Origin of the sequence: Micromonospora chokoriensis (assembly GCF_000718555.1) — a bacterium.
Classification (GTDB): Bacteria; Actinomycetota; Actinomycetes; order Mycobacteriales; family Micromonosporaceae; genus Micromonospora; species Micromonospora chokoriensis_B.
On sequence record NZ_JOAN01000009.1, the window covers coordinates 24,961 to 47,582 of the forward strand.

The window sequence follows — 22,622 nt, forward strand, 5'->3', positions numbered from 1 at the left end:
GCAAATCCCGCTCCCAGGAGGTCATTCATGACCCAGCACAGTCGCGACCTGTCGCGCCGCCGGTTGCTCTTCGGTGGAGCCGCAGTGGGCGCTGCCACCCTCCTCACCGCCTGCACCAGCAACGAGACCCCGGCCGCCAGCACCCAGACCAAGGCCGCCGGAAACAGCGAAGGCAACAACGCCCCGGGCAAGAAGGTCGTCATCGGCTTTTCCGCGCCGGCCGCCGACCACGGCTGGATGGGCGCCATCCACGCCAACGCCAAGGCTCAGGCCGCGGCCTACTCGGACGTGGAGTTCAAGGAGGTCGACGGCGGGTCGAACTCCGAGGCCCAGCGCTCCACGCTCGGCACGCTGATCGCCCAGAAGCCGGACATCATCGTCGTCCTGCCGCACGACGGCAAGGAGGTCAACGCCGTTGCCCTCCAGGCGATGCAGGCGGGCATCCCGATCGTGAACCTCGACCGGGCGTTCCCCGACGCGCTGGCCTCGCGGCTGGTCATCAAGGGCGACAACTACGGCATGGGCGTCTCGGCCGGGCACTTCATCGGCAAGATGCTCAAGGACAAGGGCGTCGCCAACCCGGTCATCGGTGAGATCGCCGGTCTGGAGATCCCGCTGACCGTCGAGCGCAGCGCCGGCTTCAAGGCCGCCCTGGCGACCTACGGGTTCACGGTGCGGAACCGTCGTTCGGCCGAGTTCACCTCGGACAGCGGTCAGCGCGAGGCGGCCCAGCTGCTCCAGGCGCTGCCGAAGATCGACGCTATCTGGAACCACGACGACGACCAGGGCATCGGCGTGCTCGCGGCCATCAAGCAGGCCAACCGGTCGGAGTTCTTCATGGTCGGCGGCGCGGGCTCCAAGCTCGCGATCGACGCGATCAAGGCCGACAACTCCGTGCTGAAGGCCACCGTCACCTACAACCCGTCGATGGCCTCGTCGGCGGTTTCCCTCGCGCGGCTCATCGCGCAGGGTCGGGGTCTGGGCGACCTGACGGAGCTGCAGGTGCCCAAGGAAGTGACCCTGGCCTCGGAGACGATCACCAAGGAGAACGCGAGCAGCTACGACAAGCTCGGGTTCTGACATACCGGGGGGAGACCCACCTTGTCCACGAAAGACAAAGAACTGCGGGTCGGCATGGTCGGCTACGCCTTCATGGGCGCCGCGCACTCACAGGCGTGGCGCACCGTGAACCGCGTGTACGACCTGCCGGCGCGGGCGCGGATGTCGCTGATCTGCGGTCGAGACACAGCGAAGGTGGCTGACGCCGCCGACACGCTCGGCTGGGACGCGTACACCACGGACTGGCGTGACCTGATCAACTCCGACGACATCGACGTGGTCGATATCTGCACCCCGGGCGACAGTCACGCCGAGATCGCCCTCGCCGCGTTGGCTGCCGGCAAGCACGTCCTGTGCGAGAAGCCGCTGGCCAACACGGTGGAGGAGGCACGGGCGATGACCGCTGCGGCGGATGTCGCCCGGGCCGCCGGAGTGCGGTCGATGTGCGGGTTCAACTACCGCCGGGTCCCCGCGGTCGCGATGATGCGCCAATTGGTCGCCGACGGACGACTCGGGGTGATTCGACACGTCCGTGCGACGTACCTGCAGGATTGGATCGTCGACCCGCAGTTCCCGCTGGTCTGGCGGCTGCAGAAGGACAGGGCGGGCTCCGGCGCGCTCGGTGACATCGGTGCGCACATCATCGATCTCACCCAGTTCGTCACGGGTCAGCGGATCAGCGGGGTCAGCGGGGTCACCGAGACCTTCGTCAAGGAGCGGCCGTTGCCGGCCGAGTCGAGCGGCCTGGCGGCCACGGTGGACGGCGGCACGTCGCCCACCGGGCTGGTCACCGTCGACGACGCCGCGGTCTTCGTGGCGCGGCTCGACGGTGGCGCCCTGGCCACGTACGAGGCGAGCCGGTTTGCGACCGGTCGCAAGAACGCGCTGCGTGTCGAGATCAACGGCTCGCTGGGCAGTCTGGTCTTCGACCTGGAGCGCCTCAACGAGCTGGAGTTCTACGACGCGACCCGGCCGAGCGTGGAGCAGGGCTTCAGCCGCATCCTGGTGACCGAGAGCGAGCACCCGTACATGTCGGCGTGGTGGCCTCCGGGCCACATCATCGGCTACGAGCACTCGTTCACGCACGAGATGCGCGACTTCATCGAGGCGGTCGCCACCGGCGTCGACCCGACTCCCTCCTTCGCCGACGCGTTGCAGGTCCAGTTGGTGCTGGACGCGGTGACCCGCTCGGCGGAACTCGGCTCCTCCTGGACCGAGGTCGAACCGACGCTGACCGCGGCGGCTGTCTGACCATTGACCATCCGCGATGGCGGTGTTCGTGCCGCCATCGCCCGACCGGCTCTCCGAAGCCGACCGGCGAGGGACCAGCCGCGGATTGCGCCCCGTGGCCGGGACAGAGGTCGGCATCGGGAAGCGTGCAGCCGGGCCGTACGGCCCGGTGGCGCACGAGCAGGACGGTCGTCCGGTGCGACCGGACCGGGATTCCCCGGCCGCACCGGAGGACCGCCACCACCGGGAAAGTTCCGGAGCACGTGATAGCACCGCCCGCTGCGGCGGCCTGAGACGCCCAGCCGGGGCATGCCAACGCCCCGGTTGGACGGATGCGGGGGAGGCAGGGTCGAGACGCCGACCCGACCCTGCCTACCAGCCCCGTCTGCTCGCACCCGTACTGGGAACCGGTCCGGCGTCGTCGCCGCCGACGCCGACGTCGGAAGCCGGTGCCGTTCTGGTGTGGGGCGGGCGGACGGGGCCCATCCACCCGGCCGAAACTTTCCGAAACCTGGCCGTATCTTTCCGAAACATATTCTGATATTCCTATATTTAGCGGTACCGACGGTTCCTCGTGAATGGGGAAGGAGCACCATGCGAACAGGTGTCTGGCTGGTAGGAGCGCGCGGTTCAGTCGCGACCACCAGCATCGTCGGGGGGCTCGCGCTGCGGGCCGGCCTGGCCGGGCCCACCGGCTGCGTCACCGAGCTTCCCGAGCTGCGCGGCCCGGCCCTGCCGGCCTTCGCCGACCTGGTCTTCGGCGGGCACGACGTGGCGACCACCCCACTGTGCAAGCGCGCCGAGGCCCTCGCCGACGCCGGTGTCATCCCCTGGCGTCTGGTCGCCGCGCTCCGCGACGAGCTGGGCGTGGTCGATCAGGAGCTGCGCCCCGCGCCGGCCGGCACCACCCAGGCCGATCGGGCCGCCGCCGTGGTCCGCGACCTCACCAGCTTCCGCGAGCGGCACGAGCTGGACCGGGTGGTGGTGGTCAACGTCTCCGCCACCGAGCCAGCCCCTGCACCGCACCCCGGGCACGCCGACCCGGCCGCGCTGCGCGTCGCCCTCGACGGTCCGGACGAGGTGCTGCCGGTCAGCTCCCTCTACGCGTACGCGGCACTGCTTGCCGGCTGCCCGTACGTCGACTTCACCCCGTCCACCGGGCTGCGGCTGCCGGCGCTGGCCGCGCTGGCCGACGAGGCCCGACTGCCGTACGCCGGGCACGACGGCAAGACCGGGGAGACCCTGGTCAAGTCGGTGCTCGCGCCGATGTTCGCGATGCGCAACCTGGCCGTGGGCTCCTGGTCCGGGGTCAACCTGCTCGGCGGTGGCGACGGCGCCACCCTCGCCGACCCGGCCGCGAACGCGGCGAAGGTGCAGAGCAAGCAGCGGGTGCTCGGCGAGACGCTGGGCTACGTCCCGCAGGGCGGCACCCGCATCGAGTACGTCGAGGACCTGGGCGACTTCAAGACCGCCTGGGATCTGATCACCTTCACCGGCTTCCTCGGCACCGGCATGCGGATGGAGTTCACCTGGCACGGCTGCGACTCCGCGCTGGCCGCGCCGCTGGTGCTCGACCTGGCCCGGCTCACCGCCGCCGCGCACGCCGCCGGGCTGGTGGGGCCGCTGGCCGACCTGGGCTTCTTCTTCAAGGACCCGCTCGGCTCGCCCACCCACTCGCTGGGCGAGCAGTGGGCCCAGCTGGTCACCTTCACCCGGCAACTGCACGACGGCGCGGACGGTGCCCATGACAACGTTGGCTGATCTCGCCGAGCTGGTTCGGGCGCCGGCCGCGCTCTCGGTGCCCGGTGACGTGATCGCCGGGGCTGCGGCGTCCGGCGCGTTGAGCCCGCGTACCCCTGCCCTGGCCGGCGCTTCGGTGCTGCTCTACTGGGCCGGCATGGCCGCCAACGACTGGGCCGACCGACGCCTGGACGCCGAGGAACGGCCCGAGCGGCCGATCCCCAGCGGTCGGGTCACCCCGGCCGCCGCGGTCGGTCTCGCGGCTGGCCTCACGGCCGCCGGCGTGGGCCTGGCCGCCGCCGTGGGCGGTCGCCGCGCCGCCGCGCTCGCCGTGCCGCTGGCCGCCACCATCTGGGGGTACGACCTGCTGGCGAAGAACACCGCCGCCGGCCCGGCCGTGATGGCCGCCTGCCGAGGGCTGGACGTGCTGCTCGGCGCGTCCGGCGGCCGGTTGACCCGGGCGTTGCCGGCGGCGGCAACAGTCGCCGCGCACACCTGGACGGTCACCGCGCTGTCCCGCCGCGAGGTCACCGGCGCCGACGCCGCCCTGCCGATGCGCACCCTCGCCGGCACCGCCGTGGTCGCCGCCAGCGCGGCCGTCACCGCCCCTCGGCGGGTTGGGGCGCTGCCCGCCGTGCTGGCCGGTTGGTACGCCGCTCGGTACGGCGCGGCCCAGGTCGAGGTTGTCCGGGACCCGTCTGCCGGGCGGGTCCGTGCCGCCGTCGGCGCCGGGATCACCGGGTTGCCCGCCCTGCAGGGGGCGCTCACCGCGCGAGGTGGAGCAGGTCTGCTCGGGGTGGCCGTCGCGGCGGCCGCGCCGCTGGGGCGACTGCTGGCCCGGAAGGTCTCGCCGACATGAGCGTCCCCGCCCCCCGGTCGGCCGCCGACTCCACGACGCTGCGCTTCGGGTACGGCACCAACGGCTTCGCCAACCACCGGCTCGACGACGCGCTCGCCGTCATCGCCGATCTCGGCTACGACGGGGTGGCGCTCACCCTGGACCACGACCACCTGGACCCGTTCGCGCCTGGGCTGACCCGCCGGGTCGCTGCGGTCGGTAAACGGTTGGCATCGCTGGGCCTGGCGGTGGTCATCGAGACCGGGGCCCGTTACCTGCTCGACCCGTGGCAGAAGCACGCCCCGACGTTGCTGCACGACGACCCGACCCGGCGGATCGAGTTCCTGCGCCGGGCCGTGCGGATCGGGGCCGACCTGGGCGCGGAGGCGGTGTCGTTCTGGGCCGGTGTCCGTCCCGAGGCGGTGTCACCGCAGTGCGCCTGGGACCGGCTGGTGGCCGGCTGCGCCACAGTGGTCGACGCGGCCGAGGCTGCCGGCGTCACCCTCGGCTTCGAGCCGGAGCCGGGGATGCTGGTGCAGGACATCGCCGACTGGCGTCGGCTGCACGCCGCACTCGGCAACCCGGCCCGGTTCGGCATCACCCTCGACATCGGCCACTGTCGGTGCCTGGAGCCCTGGCCGGTGCCGCAGTGCGTCGCCGAGGTGGCCGGGCACCTGGTCAACGTGCAGATCGACGACATGCGCCGAGGCGTGCACGAGCACCTGGAGTTCGGCGTCGGCGAGATCGACTTCCCGCCGGTGCTGGCCGCGCTGCGCGACGCCGGCTACCGCGGCCTGGTCGCCGTCGAGCTGCCCCGGGACTCGCACGCCGCGCCTGCCGTGGCCGCCCGGTCGATCGAGTTCCTGCGCGCCGCCGCGACCACCGATTGCCACCCTGCCAGCACCCTTTGCTCTGCACCCGCCGAGGCGACACCCGCCGAAGGGGCCCCGGTGCAGATATAGGTGCAGAGCAAAGGGTGGCGGGGCACCGGCGAGCAGCACAAGGGGAGGAGACGGGATGACACCGGATTCACTACGGGCCGCGCTGCGAGGCGTACCCGATCCCGATTGGCTGGACACGGCGCTGCGCCGGGTCGCGGCCGAGCCCACCGCGATCACCCGGCTCTTCCCCACCGTCGGCCGGCGCTGCGGTCGGGCCGCGCTGCCCGACGCCCCTGGCTGGACCGCCGACGACGCGGCCCGGGTGCTGCTGCTCACCAGCCTGCCCGACGAGCACGCGACATACGCCGAGCGCCTCTACCAGCACGGTGACGCGGCCGAACGACGAGCCGTGCTGCGGGCCCTGCCGCTGCTGCCGATCGGCGCCGCCGGGGTTCCGTTGCTGCACGACGCGATCCGCACCAACGACACCCGGCTGGTCGCCGCCGCACTCGGGCCGTACGCCCGGCACCTCGACCCGGCCGCCTGGCGACAGGCGGTGCTCAAGTGCGTGTTCAGCGGCGTACCCCTGGCCGCCGTCGCCGACCTGGACGCCCGGGCCGACGGCGAGCTGGCCGCGATGCTGGCCGCGCTGGCCGCCGAACGGCACGCTGCCGGCCGGGATCTGCCCGCCGACGCCACCGACCTGCTCCACCGGCTCACCGCCGCACTGCCCCGGGAGGCGTGAATGCGCATCTTCGACCCCCACATCCACATGACCTCACGCACCACCGACGACTACGAACGGATGGCCGCCGCCGGAGTACGCGCGGTGGTGGAGCCGGCGTTCTGGCTGGGCCAGCCGCGCACCAGCGCCGCCTCGTTCACCGACTACTTCGACTCGCTGATCGGCTGGGAGCCGTTTCGGGCCGGGCAGTTCGGGGTGCGGCACTTCGCCACCGTGGCGCTGAACCCGAAGGAGGCCAACGACCCGCGCTGCCGCCCGGTCCTCGACCTGCTGCCCCGCTATCTGGACAAGGACGCGGTGGTGGCGGTCGGCGAGATCGGGTACGACTCGATGACGCCCGAGGAGGACGAGGCGTTCGCGGCGCAGCTCGCCCTCGCGGTGGCGTACGACCTGCCGGCACTCGTGCACACCCCGCACCGGGACAAGGCGCGCGGCTGCGAGCGGACCCTCGCCGTGGTCGCCGAATCGGGCATCGACGCGGGCCGGGTGGTCGTCGACCATCTCAACGAGGTGACCGTCAAGCTGGTCCGCGACAGCGGCTGCTGGCTGGGCTTCTCCATCTACCCGGACACCAAGATGACCCCGCAGCGGATGGTGGAGCTGCTGCGCGAGTACGGCACCGAACGGATGCTTGTCAACTCGGCGGCCGACTGGGGGCGCTCCGACCCGCTGCTGACCCGGGCCACCGGCGAGGCGATGCTGCTGGCCGGCTTCAGCGACGACGACGTCGACAAGGTGCTGTGGCGAAACCCGGTGGAGTTCTACGGGCAGTCCGGGCGGCTCGACCTCAGCGACCTGGACGTCGCCGTCGCCGTGGACCCGCAGACCGGCAACTCGATCCTGCGCGGCGGCAGCTGATGCGGCTGCGACATCCCGGCGGCGACACCGTCCACCTCGGCTACTGCACAAACGTGCACCCGGCCGAGGACCTCGCCGGCATCCTTGGTCAACTGGACACCTACGCCGTGCCGGTCCGCGAGGCGCTCGGCAGCGACCTGCTCGGGCTGGGCCTGTGGTTGGCCGCCCCGGTCGCCGCCGAGTTGGCCGCCGACCCGACGCTGCGCCGCCGGTTGCGCACCGAGCTGGACGCGCGCGGGCTGGAGGTGGTCACCCTCAACGGCTTCCCGTACGCGGCCTTCCAGGCGCCCGTGGTCAAGCAGGACGTGTACCACCCGGACTGGACCACCGAGCAGCGCCTGACGTACACCCTTGATCTGGCCCGGATCCTCGCCGACCTGCTGCCCGACGACGCCGCCCGGGGTTCGATCTCGACCCTGCCGCTGGCCTGGCGTCAACCGTGGGACGCCGGCCGGGCCGACGCGGCCCGCCGCCGGCTGGACCAGTTGGCCGCCGGCCTGGCCACGGTGCAGAGCGACACCGGCCGCGAGGTGCGCATCGCCTTCGAGCCGGAGCCCGGCTGTGTCGTGGAGAGCACCGGTCAGGCCGCCGAACTGCTCTCCGGGATGGACACCGATCGCCTCGGCGTCTGCCTCGACCTGGCCCACCTGGCCTGCGCGTGGGAGGAGCCGGCCGAGGCGCTGCACCGACTGCGGGCGGCCGGGCTGCCGGTGGTGAAGGTGCAGGTCTCGGCCGCCGTCGAGGCCGCCGACCCGGAGGGTGGGGCGGAGGCGTTGCGCCGCTGGGTGGAGCCCCGTTTCCTGCACCAGACCCGGGGCGCCGGCTGCGCCGGTCTGGCCGACCCGGCCGACCCGGCGTACGCGGCCGACGACCTGGACGAGGCGCTGGACCGGGCGTTGCCCGGCCCGTGGCGGGTGCACTACCACGTGCCGCTGCACGCCCCACCCGAGGAACCGCTCGGCTCGACTCTGCCGGTGCTCCGCGCGGCCCTGAGAGCGCTCTTCGACGGGCCGACCGCCGGCTGCGACCACCTCGACGTCGAGACGTACACCTGGGGGGTGCTGCCGGCCGCACGACGGCCCGGCACCGACGCGGAGCTGGCCGCCGGCATCGCCGCGGAGCTGGCCTTCGCCCGAGACGAACTGGTCGGCCTCGGCCTGACCGCGCAGCGATCCGCGACGATGGGGGTGACCCGATGAGCCGGCGACTGGTGGTGCTCGACGTGGTGGGGTTGACGCCCCGACTACTGGCGCACATGCCGCGACTGCGAGGGGTCGCCGACGGCGGCTTCCGGGCCGAGCTGGGCACCGTGCTGCCCGCCGTGACCTGCTCGGTGCAGTCCACCTTCCTCACCGGCGAGCCGCCCAGCGGGCACGGGATCGTCGGCAACGGGTGGTATTTCCGGGAGTTGGGTGAGGTGTTGCTGTGGCGGCAGCACAACGCGCTGGTCGGCGGGGAGAAGCTCTGGCAGGCGGCCCGCAAGGCCGAGCCGGGCTACACCGTCGCCAACGTCTGCTGGTGGTACGCCATGGGAGCGGACGTCGACTGGACGGTCACCCCCCGCCCGGTCTACTACGCCGACGGGCGTAAGGAACCGGACTGCTACACCGACCCGCCGGAGCTGCACGACGCGCTCACCGGGCGGCTCGGCACGTTCCCGCTCTTCACCTACTGGGGGCCGACGGCCGGGTTGCCGTCGTCTCGGTGGATCTGCCAGGCGGCCGAGCAGCTCCTCGCCGACGTGTCGCCCGACCTGACGTTGGTCTACGTTCCGCACCTGGACTACGACCTGCAACGCTTCGGTCCCTCGTCGGCCCAGGCCGCTGCCGCCGCCGCCGAGCTGGACGTGGTGCTCGGCCCGCTGCTGGACGCCGCTCGGGCGCGGGACGCCACGGTGGTGGTGCTCTCCGAGTACGGCATCACCGACGTGTCCCGGCCGGTCGACGTCAACCGGCTGCTGCGCGCCGAAGGGCTGCTGCGGGTGCACACCCAGGCGGGCATGGAATACCTCGACCCGTGGACGTCGAAGGCGTTCGCGGTCGCCGACCACCAGATCGCGCACGTCTACGTCAAGGATCCGGCCGACGTGCCGGCGGTGGCGAAGCTCTGCGCCGGTCTGCCCGGGGTGGCCGAGGTGCTCGACGCCGACGGCAAGGCCGCGTACGGGCTGGACCATCCGCGCGCCGGTGAGCTGGTGTTGGTGGCCGAGCCGGATGCCTGGTTCACCTACTACTACTGGCTGGACGACGCCCGGGCACCGGACTTCGCCCGGCTCGTGGAAATTCACCGCAAACCCGGTTACGACCCGGCCGAGCTGTTCTTCGATCCGGCCAATCCCGGTGCCGCGAAAGCTCGGGCCGGGGTGGCCCTGGCCCGCAAGAAGCTCGGCATGCGCTACCTGATGAGCGCGGTCGGCCTGGACGCCGGCGCGCAGGCGGTGCGGGGCTCGCACGGGCGGCTGCCGGACGATCCGGCGGACGCGCCGGTGCTGCTCTGCTCCGACCCGGCGGCGGCCCGGGACAAGATTGCGGCCACCGAGGTCAAGGCGCTGTTACTGGAGCTGGCCGGGCTGAGCCCCGGTGGCGCGGGCGGGTCGGGGGAGGTGGCATGACGGTCGTCGTCGCGCCCACCGACGCCAGCGAGCTGCGGGCGCGCTTCGACGCGGAGCTGGCCGGGTTTCTCGACCGGCAGGGCCCGGACTGGCCGGACGGTGCGCCGCGCGGGGTGTTCACCGCGCTGCAACGATTCGTGCTGGCCGGTGGGAAGCGACTACGACCGCTCTTCTGCTACTGGGGCTGGCGCGGCGCGGGGGCGGCCGACGGCACCCCGATCGTGGTGGCGGCGGCGGCCCTGGAGCTGTTCCACGCGTTCGCGCTGATCCACGACGACATCCTGGACGGCAGTGACCGCCGTCGGGGTGAGCCGTCGGTGCACCGGCTCTTCGCCGACCTGCACGCCCGCTCGTCGTGGCGCGGTGACCCCGAGGCGTACGGCCGCAACACCGCGCTGCTCTGCGGGGATCTCTGCGCCGCCTGGTCGGATCAGATGTTCCACGAGTGCGGGCTGAGCACCGAGGAGGTGCACCGGGGGTACAGCGTGTTCGCGCTGATGCGTACCGAGGTGATCGCGGGGGAGTACCTGGACCTGGTCTCGGGCGTGGGTGACGGCTCGGTGGCCAGCGCGCTCACCGTGATCCGGATGAAGGCTGCCAGGTACACGGTCACCCGGCCGTTGCAGATCGGCGCGGCCCTGGCCGGCGCGGAGCCGGAGCTGATCGCCGCGCTGGGCGAGTTCGGTGACCCGCTGGGCGACGCGTTCCAGCTCCGCGACGACGTTCTGGGCGTGTTCGGCGACCCGGCGGTCACCGGCAAGTCTGTCCTCGACGACCTGCGTGAGGGCAAGCCCACGGTCATGATGGCGCTGGCCCGCAGCGCCGCCGACCGGCCGCAGACCGTCCGGTTGCGGGAGCTGTTCGGCAACCCGGCGTTGGACGCCGAGGGCGCGGCGGAGCTGCGCGACATCATCGAGACGACCGGCGCTCGGGACCGGATCGAGCAGATGATCCGGGTCCGGACCGAGGCCGCGCTCTCCGCCCTGCAGAGCGCGATGGTGGGCGACGAGGCGCGCGCGGCCCTGGTTGCGCTGGCCGGGCAGGCCATCGACCGCCGCGCCTGACCGGCGACTTTCGATCAGATCGACAAAAGTTGATGCTGAACCACCGGAAGGTATGGACACATCGACACATGCGACTTAGTGTCGTGACCAACACGACAATGTTTCGTCGAGGTGAACCGGCGGCGCGGTAACCCATCGACCCCCACCATCACCGCTACGGCATCCGGCGCGACGGCGCGCGCCCGCCTGGCAGTCATTCGTCAGGAAGGGGCAGCAACGATGTCCATGAAGGACGCTCCCACACATCGATCCCGACGATGGTTTTCGGCCGGATCAGCGCTGCTGCTGGCGGTCGCCGCCGGCACTGTCGCACTCGCCGCCGGCTCTGCTCCCGCACAGGCGCACACGATCGTCGCCACCGACTTCCAGCAGGTCGAGCTGGCTCGTGGCGTGTCCGACATGGGTGAGCCGATGTCGCTGGCGGTGCTGCCGGACCGCTCGGTCCTGCACACCGCCCGCAACGGCACCCTGCGCCGCACCGACGCGAACGGCACCACCTCCGTGATCGGCACCCTGTCGGTCTACACGCACGACGAGGAGGGGTTGCAGGGCGTCGGCGTCGACCCGGGCTTCGCCACCAACCGCTACATCTACCTCTACTACGCCCCGCCGCTCTCCACCCCCGGCGGCGACGCGCCGGCTACCGGCACCGACTTCTCGGCCTGGAACGGGGTGAACCGCCTCTCCCGGTTCACCCTCAACTCCGACTTCACCATCAACCAGGCCAGCAAGGTCGACGTGCTCGACGTCCCGGCCAACCGCGGCCTCTGCTGCCACGTCGGCGGGGACATCGACTTCGACGCCGCCGGCAACCTCTACCTCTCCACCGGCGACGACACCAACCCGTTCGAGTCGGCCGGCTACTCACCGCTGGACGAGCGGACCAACCGCAACCCCGCGTACGACGCGCAGCGCAGCGCCGGCAACACCAACGACCTGCGCGGCAAGATCCTGCGGATCAAGGTGAACGCCAACGGCACGTACTCCATCCCGTCGGGCAACCTGTTCGCGCCCGGCACGGCCCAGACGCGCCCGGAGATCTACGCGATGGGGTTCCGCAACCCGTTCCGGATCAGCGTGGACAAGGCCACCGGGGTCGTCTACGTCGGTGACTACGGGCCGGACGCCGGCTCCACCAGCTCCACCCGTGGGCCGTCCGGCCAGGTCGAGTTCAACCGGGTCGCCGCGCCGGGCAACTACGGCTGGCCGTACTGCACCGGCACGAACACCTCCACCGAGACGTACAACGAGTGGGACTTCGCCAACAACAGCAGCGGCGCGAAGTACAACTGCACCGGCGGGCCGACAAACAACTCGTTCCGCAACACCGGCCGTGCCACTCTGCCGCCGGCCCAGCCGGCCTGGATCCGGTACGCCGGCGACGCCGGCACCCCGACCGAGTTCGGCGGCGGTTCCGAGTCCCCGATGGGCGGCCCGGTCTACCGGTACAACGCCTCGTCGACCTCCACCACGAAGTTCCCGCAGTCCTTCGACGGGCAGTTCTTCGCCACCGAGTTCGGCCGAGGCTGGATCAAGCCGATCCACGTCAACTCCGACGGCTCCCGGGGCGCCATCGACACCTTCCCCTGGGTCGGTAAGCAGGTGATGGACTCGGCGTTCGGCCCGGACGGCGCGTACTACGTGCTCGACTACGGCACCGGCTACTTCAACGGGGACGCCAACTCGGCGCTCTACCGCTTCGACTACGTCGGCGGCGGCAACCGGGCGCCAACCGCGGTGGCCAGCGCCAACCGCACCTCCGGCGCTGCCCCGCTCGCGGTGACCTTCTCCTCGGCCGGCTCGTCCGACCCTGAGGGCGGCACGCTGACGTACTCGTGGGCCTTCGGCGACGGGACCACCTCGACGGCGGCCAACCCGACGAAGACCTACAGCACCAACGGCACCTACACGGCCACGCTGACGGTTCGCGACCCGCAGGGCGCCACCGGCAGCAGCAGCGTGCAGATCAGCGTCGGCAACACGGCGCCCACGGTGACCATCAACAACCCCGGCAACGGTCAGCTGTTCAGCTTCGGCGACACGGTGCCGTTCAGCATCACGGTCACCGACCCGGAGGACGGCACGATCGACTGCACGAAGGTCAAGATGACCTACGTGCTCGGGCACGACCAGCACGGGCACCAGATCACCTCGCAGACCGGCTGCTCGGGCTCGATCACCATCCCGGTCGACGGTGAGCACGACGACGCGGCGAACATCTTCGCGATCTTCGACGCCGAGTACACCGACGCCGGTGGGCTGACCACGCACACCCAGCACACGCTGCCGCCGCGGCACCGCCAGGCCGAGTTCTACGGCACCTCGTCCGGGATCAACGTGTTCAGCAAGACCCCGGCCGAGGGCGGCAAGACCGTCGGCGACATCAACAACGGTGACTGGATCGCGTTCCAGCCGTACCGGCTGGGCAACGTGACCTCGTTCAACGCCCGGGTCTCCTCGGCGGGCGCCGGCGGCACCCTCCAGGTGCGGGCCGGCTCGGCCACCGGCACGGTGCTCGGCTCGGCGACGGTCCCGGTGACCGGTGGTTGGGAAACCTTCACCACGGTGACCGGAACGATCAGCAACCCGCCGACCGGCACGACCACGCTCTACCTGACCTTCGCCGGGTCGGGCACCGGGGCGCTCTACGACCTGGACGCCTTCACCTTCGTCACCGGGACGCCCCCGGCCGGTGGGGCTGGGCCGATCAAGGGCCTCGGCGGCAAGTGCCTGGACGTGCGCAGTGCCGCCACCGCCGACGGCACGCAGATCCAGATCTACACCTGCAACGCCAGCGCCGCGCAGACCTGGGCGGTCACCCCCAACTCCACGATCAAGTCGTTGGGCAAGTGCCTGGACGTGTCGGGTGGTGGCACGGCCGACGGCACCAAGATCCAGCTCTGGACCTGCAACGGGACCGCAGCGCAGAACTGGGCCGCCCAAGCCGACGGCACGCTCCGTAACACGTCGTCGGGTAAGTGCCTCGATGTCTCCGGCAACAGCTCCGCCGACAGCACGGTGGTCCATCTCTGGACCTGCACCGCCGCCGCCAACCAAAAGTGGATCCTGCCCTGAGCTGGCGGGAGGGGCCTCTCGGCAACGCCTAGTGTGATGCGAGGGGCCCCTCCTAACCGCAATTAGGAGAGCGATATGCGCAGACGCCTGCGACCCGTCCTCGGTGCGGCCATGGCCGCACTCGCCGTCATCGCCTGCACCACCCCGGCCACCCCGGCCAGCGCCGCCGACGCCCCGTACGACGTGTTGGTCTTCTCCAAGACCGCCGGTTTCCGGCACGACGCGATTCCGGTCGGCATCCAGACCATCCGCGACCTGGGCGCGGCGAACAACTTCACAGTCACCGCCACCGAGGACGCCGCCGCGTTCACCACGAGCAACCTCGCCCAGTACGAGGCGGTCGTCTTCCTCAACACCACCGGCGACGTGCTGAACGCCAGCCAGCAGACCGCCTTCGAGTCGTACATCGGCTCCGGTCGTGGGTACGTGGGTGTGCACGCGGCCGCAGACACCGAGTACGACTGGCCGTTCTACGGCAACCTCGTGGGCGCGTGGTTCGCCTCGCACCCCGCGATCCAGCAGGCCAACATGAAGGTGGAGGACCGGGGCCACGCGGCGACCGGCCACCTGCCGCAGACCTGGACCCGCACCGACGAGTGGTACAACTACCGGACCAACCCCCGCTCGACCGCCCACGTGCTGGCCACGCTTGACGAGTCGTCGTACTCCGGCGGCGGGATGGGCGCCGACCACCCGCTGAGCTGGTGTAAGAGCTACAGCGGTGGCCGGTCCTTCTACACCGGCGCGGGGCACACCCAGGCGTCGTACGCGGAGTCGGGTTTCCGGAACCACCTGCTCGGCGGCATCCGGTACGCCTCCGGTCGGAGCAAGGCCGACTGCCGGCCCGAGACCGGCTACACGCCGATCTTCAACGGCTCGACGGCCGGCTGGTCGCAGGCGGGCCCGGGCAGCTTCACCAACTCCGACGCCACCCTGACCTCGGTCGGCGGCATGGGGCTGTTCTGGTACAACACGAAGCAGTTCACCAACTACTCGTTGAAGCTGGACTGGAAGCTGGCCGGCGACGACAACTCCGGCATCTTCATCGGGTTCCCACCGTCGAGTGACCCGTGGTCGGCGGTCGACAACGGTTACGAGATCCAGATCGACGCCACCGACGCGGCCGACCGCACCACCGGCGCGGTCTACACGTACAAGTCCGCCGACATCGCCGCTCGCGACGCGGCGTTGAACGCGCCGGGGGAGTGGAACACGTACGAGCTGCTGGTTGAGGGTGAGCGGCTACAGATCTTCCTCAACGGGGTGAAGATCAACGACTTCACCAACACCGACCCGGTCCGCTCGCTCGCCGGCCACATCGGCATCCAGAACCACGGCACCGGTGACGACGCCCTCTTCCGCAACATCCGGATCAAGGAGCTGGGCACCACCCCGCCGCCGACCGGGACGATCCAGGCCGAGGCCTTCAGCTCGGCCAGCGGCGTCTCCGCGTTCACCAAGGCGGGCGCCAACGGTGGGCAGACCCTCGGCTACATCGAGCCGGGTGACTGGGCCGCCTACAACGGGGTCAACCTGGCCGGCGTCACCTCGTTCACGGCGCGGGTCGTCTCCGGCGGCGCGGGTGGTGCCATCCAGGTGCGCACCGGTTCGGCCACCGGCCCGGTGCTCGGCACGGTCGCCGTGCCCAACACCGGTAGCTGGACGACCTACGCCAACGTCACCACCGCGCTGTCCAACGTCCCGTCCAGCACCCAGAACCTCTACCTCACCTTCACCGGTAGCGGCACTGGGCTCTTCGACCTGGACGACTTCACCCTGGTCAAGGGCGGCGGCAGCACCGGGGTCGGCCCGATCAAGGGTCTCGCCGGCAAGTGCCTGGACGTGCGCAGCGGCGCCACCGCCGACGGCACCCAGATCCAGATCTACACCTGCAACAGCAGTGCGGCGCAGACCTGGACCGTGACGCCGAACTCGACGATCAAGGCGCTCGGCAAGTGCCTGGACGTCTCCGGCAGCGGCACCGCCGACGGCACCAAGATCCAGCTCTGGACCTGCAACGGCAGCGGCGCCCAGAACTGGGCGGCCAATTCCGACGGCACCCTGCGCAACCCGTCGTCGGGCAAGTGCCTGGACGTCTCCGGCAACAACTCCGCCGACAGCACCATCGTGCACCTCTGGACCTGCCTCAACGCGGCCAACCAGAAGTGGACCCTGCCCTGACCGACTGAGCCGGGAGAGGCCCGCGGCTCTGGCCGCCGGCCCCTCCCGGCCCTCTGGCCTGAGCGCCGACGAAGTCCGGCCGATCTGCCCGGCCGACCGGTCGGAACGGCAAAGCGCTACGAGCGGTATCTCCAACGAGCGTGATGTCTCTGAGTCATCTTGATGACTCAGAGACATCACGCTCGCACCAGGTCATCGGCTGTGCCGCCGCGCCGCGCTGCTGCCGTGAACATGCCGGCGTATTGCGTGGACGCCGTGGACCGGTGCACAGCCGGCTGCCGTACCTTGACCTGCATGGAGCGGTTCGCGCAGTGGCGCGGGATGGTGCTGGCGCGAGGCCACCAACTGCTTGGTGGGCTGGGCGGGGCCCAGGAGCCTGACGACCCGGCCGACGGCCCGACGCCCAGCCTCAACCGTCTCGACGCCCTGGTGGAGGGCTTCGCCGCCGGCCAGCCGGTGCGATGGACCGTGGCCGGGCAACCCCGGCCGCTGCCCGGCCCGGTCGACGTGGTGGCGTACCGGATCATCGAGGAAGCACTTACCAACGCCGACCGGCACGCCCCGGGCGCCGCGGTCGGGGTCCGCCTGCGCTACGACGCCAAGGGCATCACCATCGAGGTCCGCGACGAGGGCGGTGGTCCCACGCCGTCAGGCGGGGGCGCCCAGGGTGCCGGGCGGGGTCTGCTCGGGGTACGCAGACGCGCCGAGCGGCTCGGCGGCACGCTCTCCGCCGGCCCACGCGCCGGTGGCGGCTTCACCGTCCGGGCCGTCCTGCCCGCGCCGGAGGAGATGGCCGAATGATCAGACGACTGCGGGGCTTCCCCGATGGGGTGCCACGGAAATAAGGTGGGGGCGGCGACCGTGCTGGTGGCCGGTGACCCGGTGGGAGGCGCAACCCGTCGGGCCCAGGTGTGTTCCGCACCCACCGGTGACCGCTCCGGTGCCGCGTACGTCCGATCACCCTCGCCTCGGTCCGCACATGGAATCCCCATCACAACAGGGGAGAAGGACAATGGCGCGACCCATCACGCTCTTCACCGGCCAGTGGGCCGATCTTCCGTTCGAGGAGGTCTGCCGGCTCGCCTCCGAGTGGGGCTACGACGGTCTGGAGATCGCCTGCTGGGGCGACCACTTCGAGGTCGACAAGGCGCTCGCCGACGACTCGTACGTCGAGCGCAAGCGGGAGACTCTCGCGAAGCACAACCTTGAGGTCTTCACGATCTCCAACCACCTGGTCGGTCAGGCGGTCTGCGACCACCCGATCGACGAGCGGCACCAGGACATCCTGCCCGGCCGCATCTGGGGCGACGGGGAGCCCGAGGGGGTTCGTCAGCGGGCCGCCGAGGAGATCAAGGACACCGCGCGGGCGGCGGCGAAGCTCGGGGTGAAGACGGTCGTCGGCTTCACCGGTTCGTCGATCTGGCACACCCTCGCGATGTTCCCGCCGGTGCCGCCGTCGATGATCGAGCGCGGCTACCAGGACTTCGCCGACCGGTGGAACCCGATCCTCGACGTGTTCGACGAGGTGGGGGTCCGGTTCGCGCACGAGGTGCACCCGAGTGAGATCGCGTACGACTACTGGACGACGAAGCGGACGCTGGAGGCGATCGGCAACCGGCCCGCGTTCGGGCTGAACTGGGACCCGTCGCACTTCGTCTGGCAGGAGCTGGACCCGGTGAACTTCATCTTCGACTTCGCCGACCGGATCTACCACGTGGACTGCAAGGACGCGAAGGTGCGTACCGGGGATGGCCGGCGTGGCCGGCTCGCCTCGCACCTGCCCTGGGCCGACCTGCGTCGCGGGTGGGACTTCGTCTCCACCGGCCACGGCGACGTGCCCTGGGAGGACTGCTTCCGCGCGTTGAACGCGATCGGCTACACCGGCCCGATCTCGGTCGAGTGGGAGGACGCCGGAATGGATCGGCTGGTTGGCGCCCCGGAGGCGCTGCAGTTCGTCCGTCGGCTCGCCTTCGACGCACCGAGCGCCGCCTTCGACGCGGCGTTCAGCAGCAAGGACTGACCGCAGCGCGGACAGACCACGGGCCGGTCGCCCTGCGGCGACCGGCCCGTCGACGTGCGATGGGTCAGAGCGTGCTGGCGTTCGTGCCCGAGCCGGACGGCTTGGTGCGGGGGCTGGTGGACGACGGCGACCCGGAGGTCGTGCCGACCGTGCTGGTGCCTGCCTTGGCGCCCACGGTGGCGGGCGTGCCGGCGAACGCGTCGTCGGCGGCGGTCAGCTCCTGCTTGCCGGTGCTGCCGTTGCCGTTGCCCAGCTTCTCGCCCAGTTTGGTCTGGCCGAGCTTGTCCTTGCCCTCGCTGTAGAGCTTGTTGGCCTGGGCCTGCGCGACCCCGGCCGCCTCCTGGACGGTCGGGTGGTCGAGCACCTTGCGGCCTCGGACCACGAGCTCTTCGTACTTCTCCCGGCCGGCACGGGCGCCCAGGACGAATCCCGCAGCCAGCCCGCCAAGAAACATGATCTTTCCGCGCATGGCGGCTCCTTCCGTTCCTGACGCGCCGTCACCCCGGCGAGTTGCCCCGTCGGAAGGCGACCAATTCGCGCCTGCGTCCTCTGTCCGCAGCTAACTACCCATCCTGCTCTTCACTCAAGCATGCTTGTGCCAGGATGGCGATTTACCCGAATTGTGAATGCGGCGATGGGGGAGGGAACCCACTGGACCACCACCCCCGGAAGTCCTGTACTCTTGTCCCGTCGCACGGCGTCGGGGAAATCCGAAGCCGAGCGGAGCACGATCCCCTGTAGCTCAATTGGCAGAGCAGCCGGCTGTTAACCGGCAGGTTATTGGTTCGAGTCCAATCGGGGGAGCTTCTCCACCCAACGCCCGTCGGCGCACTACGCCGACGGGCGTTTTCGTGTGCGTGGCCCGGTTTCGCCCTCCCTCGACCTGCTTGCCCGGCAGGATGGCCGATGTTGACTCGGGTTCAGCTGCGTCGACTTTCGCGTCGACTCTTGGGGTGAGTGCGGATGTCCGGACGAGGCGGCAAGGCCACGCTGATCGCGGTGGCGGTCGTCCTGGCCTGGTTGGTGATCGGCGGCGTGGCCGGACCGTACGCGGGGCGTCTCAGCGAGGTCGCCACCAACGACAACGCCGCCTTCCTGCCCACCGACGCCGAGGCGACCCGCGCCCAGGACCTCGCCGGTGAGTTCGTCGACCGGGAGACCATCCCGGCCCTGGTCGTCTACGAACGGCCCGCCGGGATCACCGACGCGGATCGGCAACGGGTCAGCGCCGACGCCGCCCGATTCGCCAAGATCCCCGGAGTGGTCACCCCACTGCCCCCGCCCATCCCGAGCGAGGACGGCCAGGCACTCCAGATCGTCGTACCGGTGGACGACGCCGAAGGCGAGGAGATCGGCACGGTCGTCGAGCAACTCCGCGACATCACCGGCGGTGACCGGGACGGGCTCACCGTGGACGTCGCCGGCCCGGCCGGGCTGCTCGCCGACCTGATCAAGGTCTTCTCCGCCATCGACGGGCCACTGCTGCTGGTCACCCTGGTCGTGGTGCTGATCATCCTGCTGGTCGTCTACCGCAGCCCGGTCCTCTGGATCTTCCCGCTGCTCGCCGCCGGCATGTCGTACGCGCTTGCCTCCGTCTTCGTCTACCTGCTCGCCGACGCGGACGTGGTCAAGCTCAACGGGCAGGCCCAGGGCATCCTCACCGTGCTGGTCTTCGGCGCCGGCACCGACTACGCGCTGCTGATGATCGCCCGCTACCGGGAGGAGCTGCACCGGCACGACCGCCCCTGGGCCGCCATGAAGACCGCCTGGAAAGGCGCCGCGCCGGCCATCATCGCGTCCGGCGGCACGGTCATCGTCAGCCTGCTCTGCCTGCTGCTGTCCAGCCTCAACTCCAACCGCGCGCTCGGCCCGGTCGCCGCCATCGGCATCGCCGCCACCCTGCTGGTGATGCTCACCTTCCTGCCCGCGCTGCTGGTGCTCGGCGGCCGGTGGGCGTTCTGGCCCCGACGGCCCCGAGCCGACCAGGCCGACCCCCGGGCCGAACACGGCATCTGGAGCCGCGTCGCCGGCTTCGTGGCCCGGCACGCCCGGCCGATCTGGCTGAGCACCGCCGTCGTGCTGGCCCTGTTGACACTCGGCCTCACCCAGCTCGGCGCCACCACCCTCGGCCAGTCCGACCTGTTCACCCAGCGCACCGACTCGGTCGCCGGCCAGGAGGTGATCTCCCGGCACTACCCGGCCGGCACCGGCAGCCCGGCCACCATCTTCACCACCGAGCAGACCGCCCGGCAGGTCGCCCAGGCGGCGAAGGACGTGCCCGGCGTCGCCGACGTCCGCCCGCTCACCACCGGCCCACAGACCGGCCCACCCGAGGGGAACGCCGCCCCGAAGGTCGTCGACGGGCGGGTGCAACTGGAGGCGACCCTGGCCGACCCGCCGGACAGCAAAGGCGCCGAGCGGACCATCCGTGAGCTGCGGGTGGCCGTACACCAGGTGCCCGGCGCGGACGCGGTGGTCGGCGGCTTCACCGCGATCAACGTGGACACCTCGGACGCCGCGAAGCGCGACCAGAACGTCATCATCCCGGTGGTGCTGGTGGTCATCGCGGTGATCCTGGCCCTGCTGCTGCGCGCACTGCTCGCCCCGGTGCTGCTGATCGCCACCGTGCTGCTCAGCTTCGCGGCGACCCTCGGCCTCTGCGCGCTGCTGTTCCGGCACGTCTTCGACTTCCCCGGCGTGGACTCGTCGTTCCCACTGTTCGCCTTCGTCTTCCTGGTCGCGCTCGGCATCGACTACAACATCTTCCTGATGAGCCGGGTCCGCGAGGAGTCGGTCAAGCGCGGCACCCGCGCCGGAGTGCTCACCGGCCTCGCCGTCACCGGCGGGGTGATCACCTCCGCCGGCATCGTGCTCGCCGCGACCTTCTCCGCCCTTGCCGTCCTGCCACTCGTGGTGCTTGTCGAGTTGGGTACCGCGGTCGCGATCGGGGTACTTATCGACACCATCATCGTCCGGTCGTTGCTGGTGCCCGCACTCGCGTACGACATCGGGCCGAAGATCTGGTGGCCGGGCCGGTTGTCCCGGGCGAACGGTGAGCGGGAGGCGCGCGGTGCTGGCTGAGACCGATGTGGTCATCGTCGGCGGTGGCCTGGCCGGCCTCGCCGCCGCCCGCCGGCTGCACCGCGCCGGCGTGCCCTGGCGACTGGTGGAGGCCGGCGACCGGCTCGGCGGCCGGGTCGCCACCGACATGGTCGACGGCTACCTCATCGACCGGGGCTTCCAGGTGCTCAACACCGCCTACCCCCGGCTCGGCACGTTGCTCGACACCAACCGGCTCAACCTCGGGTACTTCACCTCCGGGGTGCTGGTTCGCAAAGGCGACAAGCTGCTGCGGATGGTCAACCCGCTGCGCGAGCCGACCGGCGGCCCCGGCACCGCGCTCGCCGGGGTCGGCTCGCTGCTCGACCGGCTGCGCTTCGCCGCGCTCGCCACCGGCTGCGCGACCCTGCCACCGTCGCGGCTGCTCGCCGCGCCGGAGACCAGCACCGAGACCGCGCTGCGCCGCGCGGGCCTCTCCGACGCGATCATCGAGGAACTGCTGCGACCGTTCCTGTCCGGTGTGCTCCTCGACCGGGAACTCGCCACCTCCAGTCACGTCCTGGCGATGGTGCTGCGCTCGTTCGCCCGCGGCCGGATCGGCCTGCCCGCCGAGGGGATGGCCGCGCTGCCCCGGGCCATCGCCGCGCCGCTGCCGGCCGACCTGCTCGACCTGGACACCCCGGTCGCCGAGGTCGCCCCGGGCCGGGTCCGCACCCAGGCCGGCGACATCCGCTGCCGGGCCGTCGTGGTCGCCGTCGACCCACCCGCCGCGTCCGCGCTGCTGCCGGCCCTGGCGACGGTACGCATGCACAGCTACACCACCTACTACCACAGCGCAGCCGAGCCGCCGCTTGCCGAGCCGATCCTGCTGATCGACGGCGATCGACGGGAGATCGTCGCGAACACGGTGGTGCTCAGCAACGCCACCGCGACGTACGCACCCGCCGGCCGGCACCTGATCGCCACCTCGGTGGTCGGCCCGACGGCCCCGCCCGAGCCGACCATCCGGGCCGAATTGACCCGGCTGTACGGCCGCTCCACCGCCGACTGGACCCACCTCACCACAGTGGCCGTGCCGCAGGCGCTACCCGCCGCACCGCCACCGCAGGGCCGACTGCGCAAGCCGGTGGCGCTGGGGGAGTGCCTGTTCGTAGCCGGTGACCACCGGGACAGCCCATCGATCCAGGGTGCTCTCACCAGCGGCTGGCGCGCGGCCGGCGCGGTGCTCGACGAGCTGCGCGCCGGCTGACCGGCGTACCC

At 71.3% G+C, this 22,622-nt stretch carries 17 protein-coding genes and 1 tRNA gene; 17 read left to right on the top strand and 1 reads right to left on the bottom strand.

What is annotated here, in order from left to right; all coding sequences use genetic code 11:
* The first annotated feature begins 27 nt into the window (after positions 1-27).
* The 14 genes from IF46_RS0113555 (at position 28) to IF46_RS0113620 (ending at position 18,302) form a co-directional block, all read left to right on the top strand.
* Complete coding sequence (locus IF46_RS0113555) at positions 28-1,080, top strand: substrate-binding domain-containing protein (RefSeq protein ID WP_030488682.1); 1,053 nt, start codon at positions 28-30, stop codon at positions 1,078-1,080.
* A 54-nt stretch (positions 1,081-1,134) separates the two neighbouring features.
* Entirely contained in the window at positions 1,135-2,310 is a 1,176-nt protein-coding gene (locus tag IF46_RS0113560; protein WP_420063565.1) for a Gfo/Idh/MocA family protein, read from the top strand.
* Positions 2,311-2,883: 573 nt separating this feature from the next.
* Entirely contained in the window at positions 2,884-4,050 is a 1,167-nt protein-coding gene (locus tag IF46_RS0113565; RefSeq protein WP_030488684.1) for an inositol-3-phosphate synthase, read from the top strand.
* Positions 4,034-4,888, top strand: a complete 855-nt coding sequence (locus IF46_RS0113570) for an SCO3242 family prenyltransferase (RefSeq protein WP_030488685.1) — start codon at positions 4,034-4,036, stop codon at positions 4,886-4,888. The genes IF46_RS0113565 and IF46_RS0113570 overlap by 17 nt, the downstream gene beginning before the upstream one ends.
* Complete coding sequence (locus IF46_RS0113575) at positions 4,885-5,829, top strand: sugar phosphate isomerase/epimerase family protein (RefSeq protein WP_051723893.1); 945 nt, start codon at positions 4,885-4,887, stop codon at positions 5,827-5,829. Before IF46_RS0113570 ends, IF46_RS0113575 begins: the two co-directional genes overlap by 4 nt.
* 55 nt (positions 5,830-5,884) lie before the next feature.
* The gene (locus tag IF46_RS0113580) at positions 5,885-6,493 is read left to right on the top strand and encodes an EboA domain-containing protein (protein WP_030488687.1); all 609 of its coding nucleotides are present in this window, start codon (positions 5,885-5,887) and stop codon (positions 6,491-6,493) included.
* Positions 6,494-7,351 carry a TatD family hydrolase gene (locus IF46_RS0113585; protein ID WP_030488688.1) on the top strand — a complete coding sequence of 286 codons (858 nt, stop codon included), beginning with the start codon at positions 6,494-6,496 and terminating at the stop codon, positions 7,349-7,351. It begins immediately after the preceding gene.
* Entirely contained in the window at positions 7,351-8,550 is a 1,200-nt protein-coding gene (eboE, locus tag IF46_RS0113590) for a metabolite traffic protein EboE (protein WP_030488689.1), read from the top strand. Before IF46_RS0113585 ends, eboE begins: the two co-directional genes overlap by 1 nt.
* On the top strand, positions 8,547-9,962 hold the full coding sequence (locus IF46_RS0113595) for an alkaline phosphatase family protein (protein ID WP_030488690.1): 1,416 nt from the start codon (positions 8,547-8,549) through the stop codon (positions 9,960-9,962). Before eboE ends, IF46_RS0113595 begins: the two co-directional genes overlap by 4 nt.
* Positions 9,959-11,026 (top strand): polyprenyl synthetase family protein, encoded by a 1,068-nt coding sequence (locus IF46_RS0113600; protein WP_030488691.1) that lies wholly within the window; start codon positions 9,959-9,961, stop codon positions 11,024-11,026. The genes IF46_RS0113595 and IF46_RS0113600 overlap by 4 nt, the downstream gene beginning before the upstream one ends.
* Before the next feature lie 219 nt (positions 11,027-11,245).
* Entirely contained in the window at positions 11,246-14,101 is a 2,856-nt protein-coding gene (locus IF46_RS0113605; protein ID WP_030488692.1) for a PQQ-dependent sugar dehydrogenase, read from the top strand.
* 75 nt (positions 14,102-14,176) lie between these two features.
* Complete coding sequence (locus IF46_RS0113610; RefSeq protein WP_030488693.1) at positions 14,177-16,282, top strand: ThuA domain-containing protein; 2,106 nt, start codon at positions 14,177-14,179, stop codon at positions 16,280-16,282.
* Positions 16,283-16,576: 294 nt separating this feature from the next.
* Positions 16,577-17,083: a sensor histidine kinase gene (locus tag IF46_RS0113615; protein ID WP_051723894.1), complete on the top strand. Its 507-nt coding sequence runs from the start codon at positions 16,577-16,579 to the stop codon at positions 17,081-17,083.
* Between the two features lie 211 nt (positions 17,084-17,294).
* Positions 17,295-18,302 carry a sugar phosphate isomerase/epimerase family protein gene (locus IF46_RS0113620; protein ID WP_030488695.1) on the top strand — a complete coding sequence of 336 codons (1,008 nt, stop codon included), beginning with the start codon at positions 17,295-17,297 and terminating at the stop codon, positions 18,300-18,302.
* Between the two features lie 64 nt (positions 18,303-18,366).
* On the opposite strand, the gene IF46_RS0113625 is transcribed toward IF46_RS0113620, so the two are convergent.
* Entirely contained in the window at positions 18,367-18,771 is a 405-nt protein-coding gene (locus IF46_RS0113625) for a hypothetical protein (RefSeq protein ID WP_030488696.1), read from the bottom strand.
* Positions 18,772-19,033: 262 nt separating this feature from the next.
* On the opposite strand from IF46_RS0113625, the gene IF46_RS0113630 reads away from it, so the two are divergent.
* From IF46_RS0113630 to IF46_RS0113640, 3 genes are all read left to right on the top strand, one after another.
* Positions 19,034-19,106: transfer RNA gene (locus IF46_RS0113630), tRNA-Asn, on the top strand.
* Positions 19,107-19,265: 159 nt separating this feature from the next.
* Positions 19,266-21,383 carry an MMPL family transporter gene (locus IF46_RS0113635; protein WP_030488697.1) on the top strand — a complete coding sequence of 706 codons (2,118 nt, stop codon included), beginning with the start codon at positions 19,266-19,268 and terminating at the stop codon, positions 21,381-21,383.
* Positions 21,373-22,611 (top strand): FAD-dependent oxidoreductase, encoded by a 1,239-nt coding sequence (locus tag IF46_RS0113640; protein ID WP_157562974.1) that lies wholly within the window; start codon positions 21,373-21,375, stop codon positions 22,609-22,611. Before IF46_RS0113635 ends, IF46_RS0113640 begins: the two co-directional genes overlap by 11 nt.
* Positions 22,612-22,622 lie beyond the last annotated feature (11 nt).